We start from the raw sequence: 17,580 nt of genomic DNA on the forward strand, positions 1-17,580 counted from the left end.
GCGAGCGTGAATCGGGGCGTGATGAGCGGGATGAGGAACGCGGACAACAAGGTCGTCAGGGCGCTCAGGGACTCCGTCAGGGAGGCCCAGCGCCTGAGGGAGGAGAACCGGAGGCTCACGGACGCCTTCGCCGAGCCGATCGCGGTGCTCGGCGTCGGGTGCAGGTTCCCCGGTGACGTCCGGTCCCCGGAGGACCTGTGGAACCTGGTCGCCTCGGAGACCGACGCGGTCGGGGACTTCCCCACCAACCGCGGCTGGGACCTGTCCGGCCTGTTCGACGACGATCCGGACACCCCCGGGACCAGCTACGCCCGGCAGGCCGGATTCGTCCACGACGCGGGCGAGTTCGACGCGGCCTTCTTCGGGATCGGGCCGAGGGAGGCGCTCACCATGGATCCCCAGCAGCGGCTGCTGCTGGAGACCTCCTGGGAGGCGATCGAACGCGCCGGGATCGATCCCACCTCGCTCGGCGCCACCCCCACCGGCGTCTTCGTCGGTGTCACCGCCCCCGACTACGGGCCGCGGCTGATCCACGCCCGCGACGGCATGGAGGGACACCTGCTCACCGGCACGGCGACCAGCGTCGCCGCGGGGCGGATCTCCTACACGCTCGGACTGTCCGGTCCGGCCTTGGCCGTCGACACCGCGTGCTCGTCCTCCCTCAGCGCCCTGCACCTGGCGGTGGCCTCGCTGCGCCGAGGCGAGTGCGACCTGGCCCTCGCAGGGGGAGCCACGGTGCTGTCCGACCCCGGATCCTTCCTGGCTTTCAGCCGTCAGCGCGGCCTGGCGGCGGACGGGCGGGCCAAGTCCTTCGACGCCTCCGCCGACGGCACCACCTGGAGCGAGGGCGCGGGCGTCGTCCTCCTCGCCAGGCTCGGCGACGCGCGGCGCCTCGGCCACCCGGTCCTGGCGCTGGTGCGGGGGAGCGCGGTCAACCAGGACGGGGCCAGCAGCGGGCTGACCGCCCCCAACGGGCCCGCACAACAGAGGCTCATCCGCGAGGCGCTGCGGGACGCCCGACTGCGCCCTGAGGACATCGACGCGGTGGAGGCGCACGGGACGGGCACCCGGCTGGGGGACCCCATCGAGGCGCGGGCCCTCATCGCGGTCTACGGACAGGGGCGGTCGGACGACCGGCCGCTCGGCCTCGGTTCGCTCAAGTCCAACATCGGGCACAGCGTCGCGGCCGCCGGGGTCGGCGGGCTCATCAAGATGGTGATGGCCCTGCGCAACGAGGTCCTGCCGCGCACACTGCACCTGGAGGAGCCGACCCCCGACGTCGACTGGGCCGCCGGGAACGTCCGCCTCCTGACGGAGAGCTGCCCCTGGCCCCGGGGCGAGCGGCCCCGCAGGGCCGCCGTGTCCTCCTTCGGCATGAGCGGCACGAACGCGCACGTCATCCTGGAGGAGGCGCCCGAGCCCGAGACGGCCTCCGCCCCCCGCTCGTCCGCGGGCCGCCCCGACACCGTCCTCTGGCCCGTTTCCGGACACAGCGCTGCGGCGCTCTCCGCGCAGTCGGCCCGCCTGCTCGACCACGCGGAGACGCACCCGGACCTGGACCCGGCCGACGTCGGGCACACGCTCGCGGTCGGCAGGGCCGAGCTGGAGCACCGCGCGGTCGTCGTCGGGGCGTCCCCGGACGAGCTCCTCTCCGGTCTGAGGGCCGTCGCCGAGGGCGGCGACGCGGAGTCGGTCGCCCGCGGCCGGGCCCGTGACACGCACCGGGTCGCCTTCGTCTTCCCCGGACAGGGCACGCAGTGGACCGGGATGGCCCGCGACCTGCTGGACACCTCACCGGAGTTCGCCGACCGGATCGCCGAGTGCGAGAAGGCGCTCGCCCCCCACGTGGACTGGTCCCTGTCGGGTGTCCTGCGCGGCGACCCCGCCGAGCCCGACCTGACCCGCACCGACGTCGTCCAACCGGCCCTGTTCTCGATGATGGTGTCCCTGGCCGAGCTGTGGCGCGCGCACGGCGTCCGCCCGACCGCGGTCGTGGGGCACTCGCAGGGCGAGGTCGCCGCCGCGTGTGTCGCGGGAGCCCTGTCACTCGACGACGCCGCCCGCGTCATCGCCCTGCGCAGTCGCCTGGTCGCCAGGCTGGCCGGGACGGGAGCGATGCTGACCCTCTCCCTTCCCGTCGACCAGGCCGAGGCCGTACTCGAACGGTGGGACGGCCGACTGGTGGTCGCCGCCGTCAACGGCCCGTCCGCGGTCGTCGTGGCCGGGGACATCGACGCGGTCGAGGAGCTGGCCGCGCGGTGCGTCGCCGACGGGGTCCACCACCGGCGCGTCGACGTGGACTTCGCCTCGCACTCGCCGCACGTCGACGCCCTGAGGGAGGACGTCCTCTCCGCCCTGGACGGGATCACGCCCCGGGCGGCCGAGGTCCCGTTCTACTCGTCGGTTGCCGGGGAACCCCTCGGCGGCACGGAGCTCGGCCCCCACTACTGGTACCGCAACCTGCGCGGGCGCGTGCGGCTCGACACGGCCGTGCGGAGGCTCCACGAGGCCGGATACACCGCCTTCGTGGAGGTCGGCCCGCACCCCGTCATGGCCTACGGGATCGGACAGACGCTGGACGCGGCCGGGGCCGACGACCCCGCGGTCCTGGCCACGCTCCGGCGCGGTGAGGGCGGGCGGGACGGGTTCCTCGCGGCGCTCGCCCGCGCGTACGCGGTCGGAGTCCCCGTCGACTGGTCGGCCGTCCACCGGTCGTCCCGACGCGTGGACCTGCCCACGTACGCCTTCCAGCGGCGGCACTTCTGGCTCGCGCCGGGGCGGGAGCCGGGGGCGCTGGACCCCGTCGGACTCGACCCCGCCGACCACCCCCTGCTGGGCGCGAGCCTCGCCCTGTCCGGCTCCGGGGGGCACGTATTCACCGGTCGGATCTCCCTCGACACCCATCCCTGGCTGGCGGACCACACCGTCGCGGGGACGGTCGTCCTTCCGGGCACGGCCTTCCTCGAACTGGCCCTGCTCGCGGCGGAACGGATCGGCGGGCTCTCCGTCGCCGAGTTCACCCTGAACACGCCCCTCGTCCTGACCGAACGGCGGGGTGTCCGTGTCCAGGTGACGGTCGATCCGGCCGACGCGGACGGCGGGCGCGCAGTGCGCGTGCACTCCCTGCCGGACGGGGACCACACGGGCACGTGGTCCGTCCACGCCGAGGGTGCGCTCACGCCCGGCGAACGGGCGCCGGCCGGGCCCGAGCGGGAGTGGCCGCAGACCGGAGCCGCGGAGGTGGCGGGGGCGGACCTCTACGCCGACCTGGCCGAACGCGGCTACGGCTACGGGCCCGCGTTCAGCGGGCTGCGGACCGCCCGGCGTTCGGGGGGCACCGTCCACGCCGAGGTGGGCCTGCCGGACGACCTGCGCGAGGACGCCTCCTCCTTCGCCGTCCACCCCGCCCTCCTGGACGCCGCGCTGCACGCCCTGTCCCTGACCGGTCAGGACGGCGCCGGCGTCCGGCTTCCGTTCTCCTGGTCCGGGGTGTCCCTGTACGCGCGGGGGGCGACGGACGCGCGGGTGCGTGTCACCGCGCGCGGCGCGGACGAGTACGCGATCGAGCTGTTCGACCCGTCGGGCGCGCCGATCGCCGCGATCGAGTCGCTGCTCGTCCGCCCCCTCCCCGAACGGTTCGCGGCCGAGGCCGGCGGTCCGGCGGACATGTACGCCCTGGAGTGGGTGCCGCTCACCGCCCCCGGGCCGGAGCCCGGTCCCGCGCTGACGGTCGCCGGGGCCGACCCCCTGGCACTGCGGGAGTCCCTGGGCGCGGCGGGTGTCCCGGCCGTCCGCGAACCCGACCCCCTTGCGCCGACGCTCACGCGGGGCGCGAACACGGTCGTCCTGCCCTTGGCCGGACCCGGCTCAGTCCCGACGGGGGAGGACGTCCGCCGAACCGCCCGCGAGACCCTCGCCCTCCTCCAGGCCTGGACCGCCGACGAGGACCGGGAGGACGTCGAGCTGGTGGTCGTGACGCGCGAAGCCGTCGCGGTCCTGCCCGACGAGACCGTGGAGGACCTCGAACACGCGCCGCTGTGGGGGCTGCTCCGATCCGTCCAGGCGGAATGGAGCGGCCGTATCCGCCTCGTCGACGTCGACGACCCCGCCGGGGCGGCCGCCCTCCTGCCCGCCGCCCTGGCCACCGGAGAACCCCAGGTCGCGATCCGTGCGGGCGGCCTTCGCGCCCCCCGCCTGGTCCGGCCCCGCCCCGCCACGGAGCCGGGCACGGACGCCCTTCCCGACCTCGGTGACGGCACCGTCCTGGTGACCGGTGCCACGGGTACGTTGGGCGCGATGGTCTCCCGCCATCTTGTGCGCGCGTACGGCGCCCGGCGCCTCCTCCTCCTGAGCAGGAGCGGGGGCGACGGGCCGGGAGCCCGGGAGTTGGCCGCCGACCTCCGCGCGCTCGGCGCGCACGCGGAGTTCGTCCCCTGCGACACGGCCGACGCCGACTCCCTGGCGGAGGCCGTCGCCACCGTGCCCGACGACCGGCCCCTGGTCGCCGTGGTACACCTCGCCGGAGTCCTGGACGACGGAGCGCTGTCCTCCCTCACCCCCGAACGCCTGGACCGCGTGCTGCGGCCCAAGATCGACACGGCCCTCCACCTCCACCGCCTGACTGAGCACCTGCCGCTGGCGGCGTTCGTCGTGTTCTCCTCGGCGGCGGGTGTCCTGGGCAGCCCCGGACAGTCGAACTACGCGGCGGCCAACGTCTTCCTCGACGCGTTGGCGCACCACCGGCGCTCACGCGGGCTGCCAGCGTTGTCCCTGGCCTGGGGGTTGTGGGACCAGCGCAGCGACATGACCGCGCACCTGTCCGCCGCCGACATGGCCCGGCTGTCGCGCATGGGCGTGGCCCGGCCCATCGGCACCGACGACGGCCTGGCCCTCCTGGACCACGCCATGGGCATGGACCTGCCCTGTGTGGTGCCCCTCCCACTGGACGTCCCCGGTATCCGGGGCCGCGTGGCGCGCACCGGCACGGTGCCGCCGCTCTACCAGGCACTCGTGCCGCCGCCCCGCCGCCGTGCCGCGACCGGGGACGGAGGCGCGACCAGTGCCGACACGCTGCTGGCCCTGCCCGCAGGGGAACGCGGGGAGGCGCTGATCGCACTGGTCCGCTCACACGCCGCCGACGTCCTAGGCCGCTCGGCGGCCGACGACATCCGGACCGACCAGGAGTTCCTCGAACTGGGCTTCGACTCCCTCACCGCCGTCGAGCTGCGCAACCGCCTCAGGGAGGCGACGGATCTGCGCCTGCCCGCGGGTGTGGTCTTCGCCCACCGCACGCCGCTCGCGCTGGCCCGTCACCTGGACTCCGAGCTTCCCGGCCCGGGTGACGCATCCGCCGACACGGCGGCACCGGCGGCCACTGGCGGCTCGGAGGCCGGAACGGCTCAGGCCCTCGGCGGTGTCGTCACCCTGTTCCGTGAGTCCTGCCGACAGGGCCGTATCGAGGACGGGGTCGCGCTCATCCGGGCGGCCGCGGCCTTCCGGCCGGAGTTCGTCTCGGTGGAGGAGTTCGGCGCGGCCCCCAAACCGCTGAAGATCTCCCAGGGCGGCTCCGGAGCACGACTCCTCTGCCTTCCCTCCCTGGTCATGGTGTCCGGTGTGCAGGAGTACGCGCGGTTCGGGGCCGGGCTCCAGGGCGTGCGCGAGACGGTCGTGCTCCCGCAGCCGGGCTTCGCCCCGGGAGAGCCGCTGCCCTCCCACCGCGACGCGGCCGTGGAGTTCCAGGCGCGGGCCGTCCGCGCGTGCGCGGAGGGGGCGCCCTTCGTCCTGTCCAGCCGCTCCTCCGGCGGGTGGATGGCGCACGCCGTCGCGGAACGCCTCCAGGAGGAGGGTGTCGTTCCGGAGGCGGTGGTCGTCATGGACACGCCGACCCCCCAGGAGCGGAGCACGATGGCGATCATCGAGACCGGTGTGCTCGAACGCGAGCAGCGCTTCGGGCTCATGGACGCGGACCGGGTGACCGCGATGGGCCGCTACCTCTCCCTGTTCCAGGACTGGACTCCGGGTCCGCTCACGGCTCCGATCCTGGCGGTCCGCCCGAGGGAACGGGTCCGCGACTCCGGGGGGCGTCCGATCGGGGGAGACGACTGGCGGTTCGACTGGCCGGTTCCGCACACCGCGTTGGATGTGGAGGGAGACCACATCACCATGCTGGAGGAGCACGGGGAGGCGACGGCGCGGGCGGTGCACGCGTGGCTGACCGGACAGGGGTTCTGACCGGCGGGCCGGGGGGAGGGGCGGGCACCCGGTGAAGCCCCTCCCACCCGATCGCTCAGATCGTGGCGGTGTCGATGACGAACCGGTAGCGCACGTCGCTGTCGACCACGCGCTTCCACGCCTGGTTGGCCTCCTCCGCGCGGATCACCTCGATCTGCGCGCCGAGGCCGTGCTCGGCGCAGAAGTCCAGCATCTCCTGGGTCTCGGAGACGCCGCCGATCATCGACCCGACCAGGCTGCGGCCGCCCGTCATCAGGGAGAACAGGTTCAGCGAGACGGGGTCGTCGGGGGCGCCGACGTTGGCCAGCACACCGCCCGGCCGCAGCAGGCCGAGGTACTGGTCGAAGTCGAGCGCCACCGACACCGTCGACAGGATCAGGTCGAACGTCCCGGCCAGCGCCTCGAAGGTCGCCGGGTCGCTGGTCGCGTGGTAGTGGTCGGCGCCCATGCGCAGGCCGTCGTCGCGCTTGCGCAGCGACTGGCTGAGCACGGTCACCTCCGCGCCCATGGCGTGCGCCAACTTCACGCCCATGTGGCCCAGGCCGCCCAGGCCCAGGACGGCGACCTTCGATCCGGGACCGACCTCGGCCCGGCGCAGCGGCGAGTAGGACGTGATGCCCGCGCACAGCAGCGGCGCGGCCGTGTCCAGGGGCAGGGAGTCGGGGATGCGCAGCACGTACCTCTCGTCCACCACGATGCCGGTGGAGTAGCCGCCGTAGGTGGGCTCGCCCTGGCGGTCGAGGCCGTTGTAGGTGACGGTCATGCCCTCGGCGCAGTACTGCTCCAGGCCCTTCTCGCATTGGTCGCACTCGCGGCAGGAGTCGACGAAGCAGCCGACCCCCACGCGGTCACCGACCTCGTACCGGGTCACTCCGGGGCCGACCTCGGCGACCACACCGGAGATCTCGTGGCCGGGGACCATGGGGAAGATCGACTCGCCCCAGCCCTCGTGGGCCTGGTGGATGTCGGAGTGGCAGATGCCGGCGTACTTGATGTCGATCCGGACGTCGGACTCGCCGACGGGGCGCCGCTCGATGGTGGTGCGCTCCAGCGGGGCCTTGGCGGCGGGCGCGGCGTAGGCGGCGACGGTGGTCAAAGGGTTCTCCTCGGGTTCGCTCACCGTCCGTCCCTTCCTTCGGGGCGGACGCACGACCGAGTGTGCCGGGCCGTCAGGGGCGCACCCAGACCTCCGTCCAGCGTAAGACGGGCGTTCCTACCACTGGCGGGGCCAGCCTCAGGGGCGTGGGATCGGGAATACTGGCGGGCATGGACGAGCACCCAGTCGAGGGGAACGCCACCTCCCGCATGGACACCGCCCCCCATCCCGGGACCACCCCACACGCGGGCACCGTCCCCGTCTCCGGGGCCGACCCCCTCAGGGAGACCGACCCGCCGCTCGACCGGCGCGCTGAGCTCAGCGAGTTCCTGCGCTCCCGGCGTGCGCGCCTGAAACCCGAGGACGTCGGCCTGCCCGACTTCGGCCGCTACCGGCGCGTGCCGGGGCTGCGTCGGGAGGAGCTGGCCCAGCTCGCCGGGGTCTCCGTCGCCTACTACACCCGCCTGGAGCAGGGACGGGGACAGGGGGTGTCCTCGGAGGTGCTCGACGCGATCGCGCGGGCCCTGCGGCTGACGGCCGCCGAGCACGCCCACCTGACCCACCTGGCCCAGCCGAGGCGGCACGGGAAGAAGCCCGCCGTGCGTACGCAGCAGGTGCGCTCCTCCCTGCGACAGCTGCTGGACAGCCTCACCGGGGTGCCCGCGTACGTGATGGGCCGCCGCCTGGACATCCTCGCCTGGAACGGGATGGCGACGGCGTTGTTCGGGGACTGGGGCGCACTGCCACCCCGGGAGCGCAACTGGGCGCGCCTGGTGTTCCTGCGTCCGGACTACCGTGAGATGTTCGTGGAGTGGGAGACCAAGGCGTCCGACACGGTCAACCAGCTGCGTATGGACGCCGGATACCACGTGGACGACGCCCAGCTGGCCGCACTGGTCGGTGAGCTGTCGATGAAGAGCGACGTGTTCCGACGGTTGTGGGCGGCGCACGACGTGAAGGAGCGGGGACACGGGGCCAAGCGGATCCGGCACCCGGTGGCCGGGGAGCTGACGCTCTTCTTCGAGACGTTCGCCCTGCCGGACGACCCCTACCAGTTCCTGGTGACCTATCACGCCGAACCCGGATCGCCGTCGGAGGAGGTCCTGCGGCTGATCGGCAGCTGGGGCGCGGTCGGACTCAGCGCTGGGGAAGACTGATCTGGTAGGCCTTCCTCAGCGTCTCGTGGACGGTCCAGGTGGTCCGGTCGCCCTCGCGCAGGACGCAGGCGTCGCCGGGGCCGACCTCCAGGGTGGGGCCGTCCTCCACCTCGATGGTGGCGCGCCCGCTCACCACGACGAAGAGCTCGTCGGCCTCGGTGTCGGTGACCACGCCGGGCGTGATCTGCCACAGGCCCCGGACCTGGGTGCCGTCGGCGGATTCCCACAGCACTGTGCCGGTGACCACGGGGTCGCCGGAGACGACCTGCCCGGGGTCGAGCGGTTCCGGCTCCAACTCGGCGTCGGGGACGTGCAGTGCGAAGGGGGCGGTGGCCTGGTCGTTCGTCGTCATGGCAGGCAACACTAGCCCGGTGACGCCGCTCTGGCGGGGGACAGGATGTCAATGATCCCGCGGAGTGCCGGACACCCCGTCAAGGGCGGGGATCATCCGGCGGCGGAGCCCAGCAGGTCGAGCAGGTCGTCGACGAGGTCGTCCGGGTCCGCCCGTCCCCTGCCGTCCCGAGGCGGGTGCCCGGTCAGGTACAGGGTGATCGCCCCGTGCACCACGGCCAGCAGGAGCGCGGTGCGCCGTTCCGGGTCGCCGCCGGGGACGACGCCGTCGCGCTGGCACTGGCTGACCACGGCCGTCAGCGCGGCCCGCGCCCGGTCGGCCGCGCGGTCGAGGTCCTCTTGGGGGCGGGCCCAGGAACCGAAGACCAGCCGGAACCGCACCGGGTGGTCCAGGGCCCAGGCGGTGTAGGAACGCAGCACGGTTCGCAGGGCGTCCCGCGAGTTCCGGGACTGGCGGGCGGCGTCGTCGACGACATCGCTCAGCCGTTCGAGCTCACGCGCGGCCACGGCGGCGAGTAGCGCCTCCTCGTCGGCGAAGTGCTTGTAGGGCGTCGTGTGGGACACCTCGGTCAGCCGCCCGACCTCTCGCAGCGTGACCGCGTCGATCCCGCCCGAGTCCAGGAGGGCGCTGGCCGAAGCCACCAGGGCGGTGCGCGTGTCCTTGGGCATACGGACCATCCTGGCATAGCACGCGGGAGGGGATCGGTGTGTCCGGCCCCGCCGGCGCGGTCACCGGGCGGCGGCCCCGCGGGTCGTCACGGCGTCCGGGTAGCGCTCGCGCAGCAGTCGGATCACGGAAGGGTCCGCGGTGGTGACCTCCCAGAGCGAACTGTCGACCTCGTTGAGCGTCACCCTCGGCTCGCCGTCGGCGTACCCCTCGAACACCCCGTCGACGGTCTGGACGTCCGGTGCGGCCAGGGCCAGGAGTTCCAGGGTTCCGACACCGCCCTCGGAGCACGCGTTCTCGATCTCGGCGCATCCCGGAGGTGGGGGCTCTCCACGAACGCCCTCCAGGTGAGGTCGATCGTCGAGCCGCCGAGGACGACGAGGAGCTCGGCCAGCGTGACGTAGCGCCTGTGCGTCGCGTGGTGCCGAGGGACGGACGGGTCACGCCAGGCCGCGAACCCGACGCTCCACGTTCCTGGAGACGGCTGGGCCATGTGTCCGCGACTCCTTCTCGTTCCGGGGCCCGACACTACCGGCGAGCGTCGTCACCCCGGCGCGGGAGTCCGCCCGCAGCCGGCGTTCCCGGTCGGGCGGGGAGACGGGGACCCGGAACAAACGGGGAGGGTTCGGCGTTTGCCCCAGCGGCCCTCCCGTTCCCGTCCGCCCGACCTCGCCGCGGCCGCGCGCGGTCGCGGGGCCGAGCCGGGTGAAAAACCGGTTGCCGACCCTCATAACCTTGAGAACTGATGAGCACCACCACGCCCGCGCCCGGCGCGGACACACTGCGAGCCCGGCTGCGCGACCTCATGCCGACGGACCGGCACCGGCTCCGCCGCCGTATCGACGGTCTGGCCAAGATCCGTGACGAGCGCCGTCGTGCCTCCGTGACCGAGCAGATCGGTCGGGACATCGACGAGGCCGTCCTCCGTGTGGACCTGCGGCGCGAGGCCGTGCCCGAACTCACCTACCCCGAGGCCCTCCCGGTCAGCGCCCGCCGCGACGACATCGCCGAGGCGATCCGCGACCACCAGGTCGTCATCGTCGCAGGTGAGACCGGTTCCGGGAAGACCACGCAGCTGCCCAAGATCTGCCTGGAACTGGGACGCGGCGTCATGGGCACCATCGGCCATACCCAGCCCCGCCGCCTGGCCGCCCGCACGGTCGCCGAACGCATCGCCGACGAGGTCGGCACCCCGCTGGGTGAGACCGTCGGCTACAAGGTGCGCTTCACCGACTCCTCCAGCGACAGCACGCTGGTCAAGCTGATGACCGACGGCATCCTGCTCGCCGAGATCCAGCACGACCGCATGCTGCGCGCCTACGACACGCTCATCATCGACGAGGCCCACGAGCGCAGCCTCAACATCGACTTCCTCCTCGGGTACCTCAAGCAGCTGCTGCCCAAGCGCCCCGACCTCAAGGTCGTCATCACCTCGGCGACCATCGACCCCGAGCGCTTCTCCCGCCACTTCGACGACGCCCCCATCGTCGAGGTCTCCGGCCGCACCTATCCCGTCGAGGTCCGCTACCGGCCGATCTCCGACGAGATCCTCGACCCCGAGGAGAAGAACCCGGGCGGCGGCACCGACCGCGACCAGACCCAGGCGATCCTCGACGCCGTCGACGAGCTGGGCCGCGAGGCCCCCGGCGACGTCCTCGTCTTCCTCAGCGGTGAGCGCGAGATCCGCGACACCGCCGAGGCCCTGGAGCGCAAGAAGCTCCCGAACACCGAGGTCCTCCCGCTCTACGCCCGCCTCTCCGTGGCCGAGCAGAAACGCGTGTGGACCTCCCACCGCGGCCGCCGCGTCGTGTTGGCCACCAACGTCGCGGAGACCTCGCTGACCGTCCCCGGCATCAAGTACGTCATCGACCCCGGCACGGCGCGCATCTCCCGCTACAGCCACCGCACCAAGGTGCAGCGCCTGCCGATCGAGGCGGTCTCCCAGGCCTCGGCGAACCAGCGCAAGGGTCGCTGCGGCCGAGTGTCCGAGGGCATCTGTATCCGGTTGTACTCGGAGGAGGACTTCCTCTCCCGACCCGAGTACACCGACCCCGAGATCCTGCGCACCAACCTCGCCTCGGTCATCCTCCAGATGGCCTCCCTGGGCCTGGGCGACGTGGCCGCCTTCCCGTTCGTGGACGGCCCCGACCACCGCCAGATCAAGGACGGCGTCAACCTCCTCACCGAGCTCGGCGCCCTGCACCCGGACCCCTCCGGCAAGAAGCGCCGCCTCACCCCCACGGGCCGCCGCCTGGCCCAACTGCCGATCGACCCCCGGCTGGGCCGGATGGTGCTGGAGGCCGAGGAACGGGGCTGTCTGGCGGAGGTCCTGGTCATCACCTCCGCCCTGTCCATCCAGGACCCGCGCGAGCGTCCCACCGACAAGCAGCAGCAGGCCCAGGCCGCGCACGCGCGGTTCGCTGACAAGGAGTCGGACTTCCTGGCCTTCCTCAACCTCTGGCGGTACCTGCGCGAGAGGCAGCGCGAGCTGTCGGGCAACCAGTTCCGCAAGCTGTGCCGCGAGGAGTTCCTCAACTACCTGCGCGTCCGCGAGTGGCAGGACATCCACGGCCAGCTCAAGCAGGTGCTGCGCTCCATGGACGTGGAGGTGCCCCGCCTCCCCGAGGACGCGGTCGACACCCGTTCCGTGCACATGTCCCTGCTGGCCGGACTCCTCTCGCACGTCGGCCTCAAGGACCCCGACAAACACGAGTACCTGGGCGGGCGCGGCGCGCGGTTCGCGATCTTCCCCGGTTCGTCGCTGTTCAAGAAGCAGCCGCGCTTCGTCATGGCCGCCGAGCTGGTGGAGACCTCCAAGCTCTGGGGGCGCATGGTCGGCAAGATCGAACCGGAGTGGGCCGAGGAGCTCGCCGGGGACATCGTCAAGCGCAACTACAGCGAACCGCACTGGGAGCGCAAGCGCGGCGCCGTGATGGCCTTCGAGCGCGTCACCCTCTACGGTGTGCCGATCGTCGTGCAGCGCAAGGTGCAGTACGGGCGGATCGACCCCGCGCTCTCCCGCGAGTTGTTCATCCGGCGCGCGCTGGTCGAGGGCGACTGGGACACCCGGCACCACTTCTTCCATGACAACCGCAAGCTCCTGGAGGAGGTCGAGGACCTCGAACACCGGGCCCGCCGCCGCGACATCGTCGTCGACGACGAGGCGCTGTTCGCCTTCTACGACCGCCGCGTCCCGGAGCACGTCGTCTCGGCGGCGCACTTCGACTCCTGGTGGAAGAAGGAGCGCCGGACCGAGCCCGCCCTGCTCGACTTCACCCGCGATGAGCTGATCAACGACGGTGCGGGCGATGTCAGCGAGGACGACTACCCCGACGTGTGGCGTCAGGGGCCCTTCGCCTTCCCGCTCACCTACCAGTTCGAGCCGGGCAGCGCCGCCGACGGCGTCACCGCGCACATCCCGCTCAAGGTCCTCAACCAGGTCGAGGCCGACGGGTTCGACTGGCAGATCCCCGGTCTGCGCGACGACCTGGTCACCGCGCTGATCCGCTCGCTGCCCAAGCCGCTGCGCCGCAACTTCGTCCCGGTCCCGGACAACGCCGCCCAGGCCCGTGCCGGGCTCGTTCCCTACCAGGGGTCCCTCGTGGGCGCGCTCGCCGACGAGCTGACCCGGATGGCCGGGGAGAAGGTCCCCGCGAGCGCCTTCCAGCTGGACCGGGTGCCCGACCACCTGCGCATCACCTTCCGCGCGGTGGACGGCAGGAACCGGTCCCTCGCCGAGGACAAGGACCTGGAGAGACTCCGCGCCAAGCTCAAGCCCAGACTCCGGGAGGCGATCTCGGCCGAGGCCAAGGGCGTGGAGCGGAAGGGGATCACCTCCTGGGACTTCGGTCCGCTGGAGCGGACGCTGGAACGCAAGGCGCTCGGACCCAAGGTCAAGGGGTATCCGGCCCTGGTGGACGAGGGCGACAGCGTGGCCGTGCGGATCTTCGACACCCAGCCCGAGCAGCGCGCCGCCATGTGGGCGGGCACCCGCAGGCTCCTCCTGCTCAACATCCCCTCTCCTGCGCTCGCGGTGAGCAAGGGGCTGAACAACCCGGACAAGCTCGCCCTCGCCGACAACCCGCACGGGTCGGTCAAGAAGCTCATGGCCGACTGCGAGGCCGCCGCCGTCGACCACCTGCTGGCGCGCGAGGGCGGTCCGGTGTGGAACGCCGAGGACTTCGCCAAGCTCGCCGACCGGATCCGGGCCGACCTCGGGGACGCCCTGGCCGAGCTGCTCGGCAGGGTGGCCCGCGCCCTCGTGGTGTGGCGGAAGGCGTCCAAGAAGGTCAAGGGCACCACGTCCCTGGCCGTGCTCCCCTCGCTCAACGACGTGCAGGGCCAGCTCGGCGACCTGGTCTCGGAGGGTTTCGTCACCCGGACCGGCCTGTCCCGCCTGGACGACCTGCACCGGTACCTGCGCGGCGTGGAGTACCGGCTGAACAAGCTGTCGGAGAACCCGCGCCGCGACCAGGTGAACATGGCCAAGGTCGAGCAGATGCGCCAGGCCGTGCGCAAGGTCGTGGGCGCGCTGCCCGCCGGGCGCGCGGCCGACATGGACGTGGTCGAACTGCGCTGGATGCTGGAGGAGTACCGGATCAGCCTGTTCGCGCAGGAGTTGCGGACCGCCTACCCGGTCTCGGACAAGCGCATCATGAAGGCGCTGGAGGCGGTGAAGGCGGCCGGACGATAGCATGCCGCTGGTGGTATAGACCACTTTCGGCGCATGTGCGAAGGAAACGAGGTTGCTCGGTGGACCAGCGGTGGCGTCTCCTCTTCGTGGGTACCTACACCCCCGACTCCGATCCGCCAGGCAAGGGCGGGGGCGTCCACCGGGTCTGGTTCGACCCCGCCACGGGGGAGCTGACCGACGGCGGAGTCGCCGCGCGCACCCCCGGGCCGTCCTTCCTGGCGCTCAACACCATGGCCGAGGGCGCCCAGGGGTACGCCGTGTACGCGGTCAACGAGCGCGCCGAGGGTACGGTCACCGCCTTCCGCGTCGCGGGTGACGCCACGCTCACCGAACTGGGCTCCGTGCCCTCCGGCGGCGGGTCGCCGTGCCATGTGCTGGCGAGGGGCTCGGAACTCGCGGTGAGCAACTACGCCGACGGTGTCGTGGGTTTCCACGACCTGGCGCCGGACGGCGCCCTGGGGGAGCGCACGGCGCGGTTCGGGCACACGGGCGGCGGCCCGGTCGCCGACCGCCAGGAGGGTCCGCACGCGCACAGCGCGGCATGTGTCGGTGACCACGTGCTGGTGGCCGATCTGGGCACCGACGAGTTGCGCGTGTACTCCCGGGACAGTGCCGTCGGAGCCGTGGTGCTGCCTTCCGGCGCCGGTCCGCGCCACATGGCGGCGGCGCCCTCGGGCGCCCGCGTGTACGTGTCCGGCGAGCTGGACTCGCGGGTGCACGTCGTGCGGTGGAACCCGGCCACGGGCACGGGTGAGCACGTCGGGTCGGTCCCCGCCACCGCGGAGGAAGCCGCCGGGACCAACTTCCCGGCCGAGGTCACCGTGCACGGCGAGCGCGTGTACGTGTCCAACCGGGGCGCGGACGTGCTGTCGACCTTCGCCGTCCACGACGGCGGGGACCGGCTGGAGCACCTGGCCGACACGCCTCTGGGCGCGTGGCCGCGCCACTTCACCGTCGTGCGAGGGCACCACGGCGACCCCGACCACATCGTGGCCGCGGCCCAGAACGGGGACTCCCTGATGTCGCTGCGAGTGGACCCCGGGACCGGGATCCCCGCGGACACGGGTCACCGCCTGGCGGTCCCCGATCCGGTCTGCGTGCTCCCGGTGCCGATCAAGCGGATCCAGCGCAGCGAGTAGGGCCGGGATTCAACGGGTCGTGCACGTTGCCGCGATGGCCGAAATCGCGGAACGAGTGTGGCCCGGGAGACTAGCCCCGGGCCACGGTCAGTGATCAGGCACCGCGTCGGCGTGGTCGGGGCACCAGCCGCCACGACGGGTGCGGACGGGGCTGGATCCTTTCGATCTCCGCCACCAGTTCCTCGGCGCTGTCACCGCTGACCAGCACCGTCCGGCCGGTGTGCGCCGCCCAGTACTGGCCGGTCGACTCCCCGTGCCAGATCGTCCATCCGCGTCGTCGGTAGGCGGACTGGAGGCGGTGGACCTCCCAGGCCACCGGCAGCCCGGTGATCTCCCGTTCCACGGTCATGGTCATCGCGGTCACCGGCCCTTCCGCTGGAGGGGGACCACGGGGGCGAGGAGTTCGGGGACGTCCCAGCGCGGCTCGAAGAACATGCCGGGGCCCAGGACCGACTGGAAACGCCCCCACCGCGAGGCGAGCGCGTTCACCAGGACGAGGCCGCGACCGCTCTCGTCCATGGCGTCGGGGGAGGCAGCCCTGAGGACTGGGGGGCGCGCCTGCTCGCGTCGTGGACCTCCACCCGCAGCCAGCCGTGGAGGAAGAACACCCGGACGGAGAAACCGCCGAGTTCGCCCGGAGGCCTCGGGGAGTGCTGGACGCTGTTGGTCGCGAGTTCGGAGAGGAGGAGACGCGCGGTGTCTGCGGTCTCCTCGGGCGCGTCTGCCAGGGCGATCCGCCGGTCGAGCCACTGACGGGCCTCGCTGACGCTCTCGGGCCGACCAGCGAACCGGAAGGAGCAGCGTCGCAGCGGCAGTCGTCGACGGGGTTCGGGGAAGGATTCGGTACGTTTGGACATGAGTCCGCACCTGCTAACTCAGGTTGTGGGCCAAGGCCCTGACCAGGTGTGCCAGCACCTGATCAGGGCCGTTTTCGTGTGGGCTCGCTGTGTTCGGCGCCGGTGCGAGCCTCCGGACGGCCACCGTCATCACTGCTAGTGTGCACGGCAACACAGATATTGGCAAGAGAGTCTTTAGAATCTCTATTATTGGCAACTTGCGAAAAGTTGGCGCCGTGCATTGGATCAGCGAAACTGTGGACGTCCATGTCTGCATCAGGAGGTGTCGGGTGGCGGACGCCAGCCCCACGGTCGCGCGGCGGACCCTGGCCAGAGTGCTGCGTCAGCGCAGGGAGGGCGCGCGGATCACGGCAGCGAAGGCGGCCGAGCACGCAGGCATGCACGCGGCGACACTGAGCAAGGTCGAAAGCGCGACGACCAGGATCCAACCCGGTACCGCGCAGGTCCTCATGAAGTACTACGGAGGCACCGACGAGGAGTGCGATGCTGTCTTCGAGCTGGCGCACGCCGCGCGTCGCCGGGGTTGGTGGCAGACGTACAAGACGACGCCAGCGTGGTTTGACTCCTATGTTGGGCTGGAGACCGAGGCCGACACGATCCGCGATTACCAGACCGAGCTGATCCACGGGCTGTTCCAGACCGAGGAGTACGCGTTCGCTCTGGCCCGTACGGCCGTGGATGTTGTCTCCGATGACGAGGCGCGGGAGCACGCCGCGTTGCGGAAAGCCCGTCAGGAACGGCTGACCGGTAACAATCCCCCGACGCTGGACGTCATCATGAACGAGTCCGCGCTCTACCGCGAGGTGGGCGGACCCAGGGTGATGGCGACCCAGCTTCGTCATCTCCAGGAATGCTGCGAACTGCCCAGAGTGACGTGCCGAATCCTGCCCTTCAACGCGGGCGAGCACCCGGCCGGATACGGCTCGTTCATGATCCTCTCGTTCCCGGACTCGGGGCTGAAGGCGATCACCTACAACGATGTCGTCTACATCGAGTACGGCTTGGGCGCGCTCTACCTGGAGGACCTCGCCGACGTCGCGCACTTCTCCGGGATCTTCGACGGTTTGCGGGAGCGGGCTCTGAGCCGTGAGAAGTCGTTGGAGTTGATCGAGCGCTCGCTCGCCAAGTACACGTAGCGAAGGGGTCGCATCATGGAACGAACCGCACTCTCATGGCGCAAGTCGTCGTACAGCTCGAACACCGGAGCCTGTGTCGAGGTCGCGGACACGGACTCAGGCGTCCATGTCCGGGACACGCAGAACCGCTCCCTCGGCCATCTCTCGTTCCCCGGCTCCGACTGGACCGTCCTCCTGACCTCCCTCCGCGGGGACGCAGGCCCGCGCCGGAAGTGACGCGCGTCTCAGGCGGACTCCCACAACACCGGGGCGC

Annotated in this window: 13 protein-coding genes; 6 read left to right on the forward strand and 7 right to left on the reverse strand. The window is 72.1% G+C overall.

Translation table 11 applies throughout. The annotated features are described in order from the left end of the window. The first annotated feature begins 21 nt into the window (after window positions 1-21). Complete coding sequence (locus KIK06_RS00915) at window positions 22-6,231, forward strand: type I polyketide synthase (RefSeq protein ID WP_442789731.1); 6,210 nt, start codon at window positions 22-24, stop codon at window positions 6,229-6,231. 55 nt (window positions 6,232-6,286) lie between these two features. Here the strand turns inward: KIK06_RS00915 and KIK06_RS00920 are convergent, their stop codons facing one another. Further along, complete coding sequence (locus KIK06_RS00920) at window positions 6,287-7,327, reverse strand: NAD(P)-dependent alcohol dehydrogenase (protein WP_026127806.1); 1,041 nt, start codon at window positions 7,325-7,327, stop codon at window positions 6,287-6,289. Window positions 7,328-7,497: 170 nt separating this feature from the next. Here KIK06_RS00920 and KIK06_RS00925 point away from each other — a divergent pair, with 170 nt between their 5' ends. Continuing rightward, complete coding sequence (locus KIK06_RS00925; protein ID WP_017599741.1) at window positions 7,498-8,484, forward strand: helix-turn-helix domain-containing protein; 987 nt, start codon at window positions 7,498-7,500, stop codon at window positions 8,482-8,484. Here the strand turns inward: KIK06_RS00925 and KIK06_RS00930 are convergent. The 3 genes from KIK06_RS00930 to KIK06_RS00940 all read right to left on the reverse strand — a co-directional run bounded on the left by KIK06_RS00930 (window position 8,465) and on the right by KIK06_RS00940 (window position 9,720). Continuing rightward, the gene (locus KIK06_RS00930; RefSeq protein WP_017599740.1) at window positions 8,465-8,836 is read right to left on the reverse strand and encodes a cupin domain-containing protein; all 372 of its coding nucleotides are present in this window, start codon (window positions 8,834-8,836) and stop codon (window positions 8,465-8,467) included. The two genes, KIK06_RS00925 and KIK06_RS00930, sit on opposite strands and share 20 nt — an antisense overlap. A gap of 92 nt (window positions 8,837-8,928) precedes the next feature. Then, entirely contained in the window at window positions 8,929-9,504 is a 576-nt protein-coding gene (locus tag KIK06_RS00935; protein ID WP_017599739.1) for a TetR/AcrR family transcriptional regulator, read from the reverse strand. Window positions 9,505-9,564: 60 nt separating this feature from the next. Further along, the gene (locus KIK06_RS00940) at window positions 9,565-9,720 is read right to left on the reverse strand and encodes a hypothetical protein (protein WP_268641515.1); all 156 of its coding nucleotides are present in this window, start codon (window positions 9,718-9,720) and stop codon (window positions 9,565-9,567) included. Window positions 9,721-10,247: 527 nt separating this feature from the next. Here KIK06_RS00940 and hrpA point away from each other — a divergent pair. Continuing rightward, window positions 10,248-14,195, forward strand: coding sequence for an ATP-dependent RNA helicase HrpA (gene hrpA / locus KIK06_RS00945; RefSeq protein WP_268641517.1), 3,948 nt, complete (start codon window positions 10,248-10,250; stop codon window positions 14,193-14,195). Window positions 14,196-14,254: 59 nt separating this feature from the next. Beyond that, window positions 14,255-15,334 carry a lactonase family protein gene (locus tag KIK06_RS00950; protein WP_268641518.1) on the forward strand — a complete coding sequence of 360 codons (1,080 nt, stop codon included), beginning with the start codon at window positions 14,255-14,257 and terminating at the stop codon, window positions 15,332-15,334. A gap of 94 nt (window positions 15,335-15,428) precedes the next feature. On the opposite strand, the gene KIK06_RS00955 is transcribed toward KIK06_RS00950, so the two are convergent. The 3 genes from KIK06_RS00955 to KIK06_RS00965 are packed head-to-tail and all read right to left on the reverse strand — an operon-like array spanning window position 15,429 to window position 16,191. After that, window positions 15,429-15,689, reverse strand: a complete 261-nt coding sequence (locus tag KIK06_RS00955; protein ID WP_268645819.1) for a hypothetical protein — start codon at window positions 15,687-15,689, stop codon at window positions 15,429-15,431. Window positions 15,690-15,694: 5 nt separating this feature from the next. Then, entirely contained in the window at window positions 15,695-15,853 is a 159-nt protein-coding gene (locus KIK06_RS00960; RefSeq protein ID WP_268641519.1) for a hypothetical protein, read from the reverse strand. Further along, window positions 15,820-16,191 (reverse strand): ATP-binding protein, encoded by a 372-nt coding sequence (locus KIK06_RS00965; protein ID WP_268641520.1) that lies wholly within the window; start codon window positions 16,189-16,191, stop codon window positions 15,820-15,822. The genes KIK06_RS00960 and KIK06_RS00965 overlap by 34 nt, the downstream gene beginning before the upstream one ends. Before the next feature lie 269 nt (window positions 16,192-16,460). Here KIK06_RS00965 and KIK06_RS00970 point away from each other — a divergent pair, with 269 nt between their 5' ends. Next, complete coding sequence (locus tag KIK06_RS00970; protein ID WP_017599733.1) at window positions 16,461-17,327, forward strand: helix-turn-helix domain-containing protein; 867 nt, start codon at window positions 16,461-16,463, stop codon at window positions 17,325-17,327. A gap of 15 nt (window positions 17,328-17,342) precedes the next feature. Continuing rightward, on the forward strand, window positions 17,343-17,543 hold the full coding sequence (locus KIK06_RS00975) for a DUF397 domain-containing protein (RefSeq protein ID WP_017599732.1): 201 nt from the start codon (window positions 17,343-17,345) through the stop codon (window positions 17,541-17,543). Window positions 17,544-17,580: the final 37 nt, after the last annotated feature.

Origin of the sequence: Nocardiopsis sp. EMB25, from assembly GCF_026797795.1 — a bacterium.
GTDB classification, from domain to species: domain Bacteria; phylum Actinomycetota; class Actinomycetes; order Streptosporangiales; family Streptosporangiaceae; genus Nocardiopsis; species Nocardiopsis lucentensis.

Excerpts from the sequence above, each read along its gene's own strand:
- KIK06_RS00915 (WP_442789731.1), top strand. The coding sequence starts at position 22 with ATGAGCGGGATGAGGAACGCGGACAACAAGGTCGTCAGGGCGCTCAGG.
- KIK06_RS00925 (WP_017599741.1), top strand. The coding sequence starts at position 7,498 with ATGGACGAGCACCCAGTCGAGGGGAACGCCACCTCCCGCATGGACACC.
- KIK06_RS00930 (WP_017599740.1), bottom strand. The coding sequence starts at position 8,836 with ATGACGACGAACGACCAGGCCACCGCCCCCTTCGCACTGCACGTCCCC.
- KIK06_RS00935 (WP_017599739.1), bottom strand. The coding sequence starts at position 9,504 with ATGCCCAAGGACACGCGCACCGCCCTGGTGGCTTCGGCCAGCGCCCTC.
- hrpA (WP_268641517.1), top strand. The coding sequence starts at position 10,248 with ATGAGCACCACCACGCCCGCGCCCGGCGCGGACACACTGCGAGCCCGG.
- KIK06_RS00955 (WP_268645819.1), bottom strand. The coding sequence starts at position 15,689 with ATGACCATGACCGTGGAACGGGAGATCACCGGGCTGCCGGTGGCCTGG.
- KIK06_RS00960 (WP_268641519.1), bottom strand. The coding sequence starts at position 15,853 with ATGGACGAGAGCGGTCGCGGCCTCGTCCTGGTGAACGCGCTCGCCTCG.
- KIK06_RS00965 (WP_268641520.1), bottom strand. The coding sequence starts at position 16,191 with ATGTCCAAACGTACCGAATCCTTCCCCGAACCCCGTCGACGACTGCCG.
- KIK06_RS00975 (WP_017599732.1), top strand. The coding sequence starts at position 17,343 with ATGGAACGAACCGCACTCTCATGGCGCAAGTCGTCGTACAGCTCGAAC.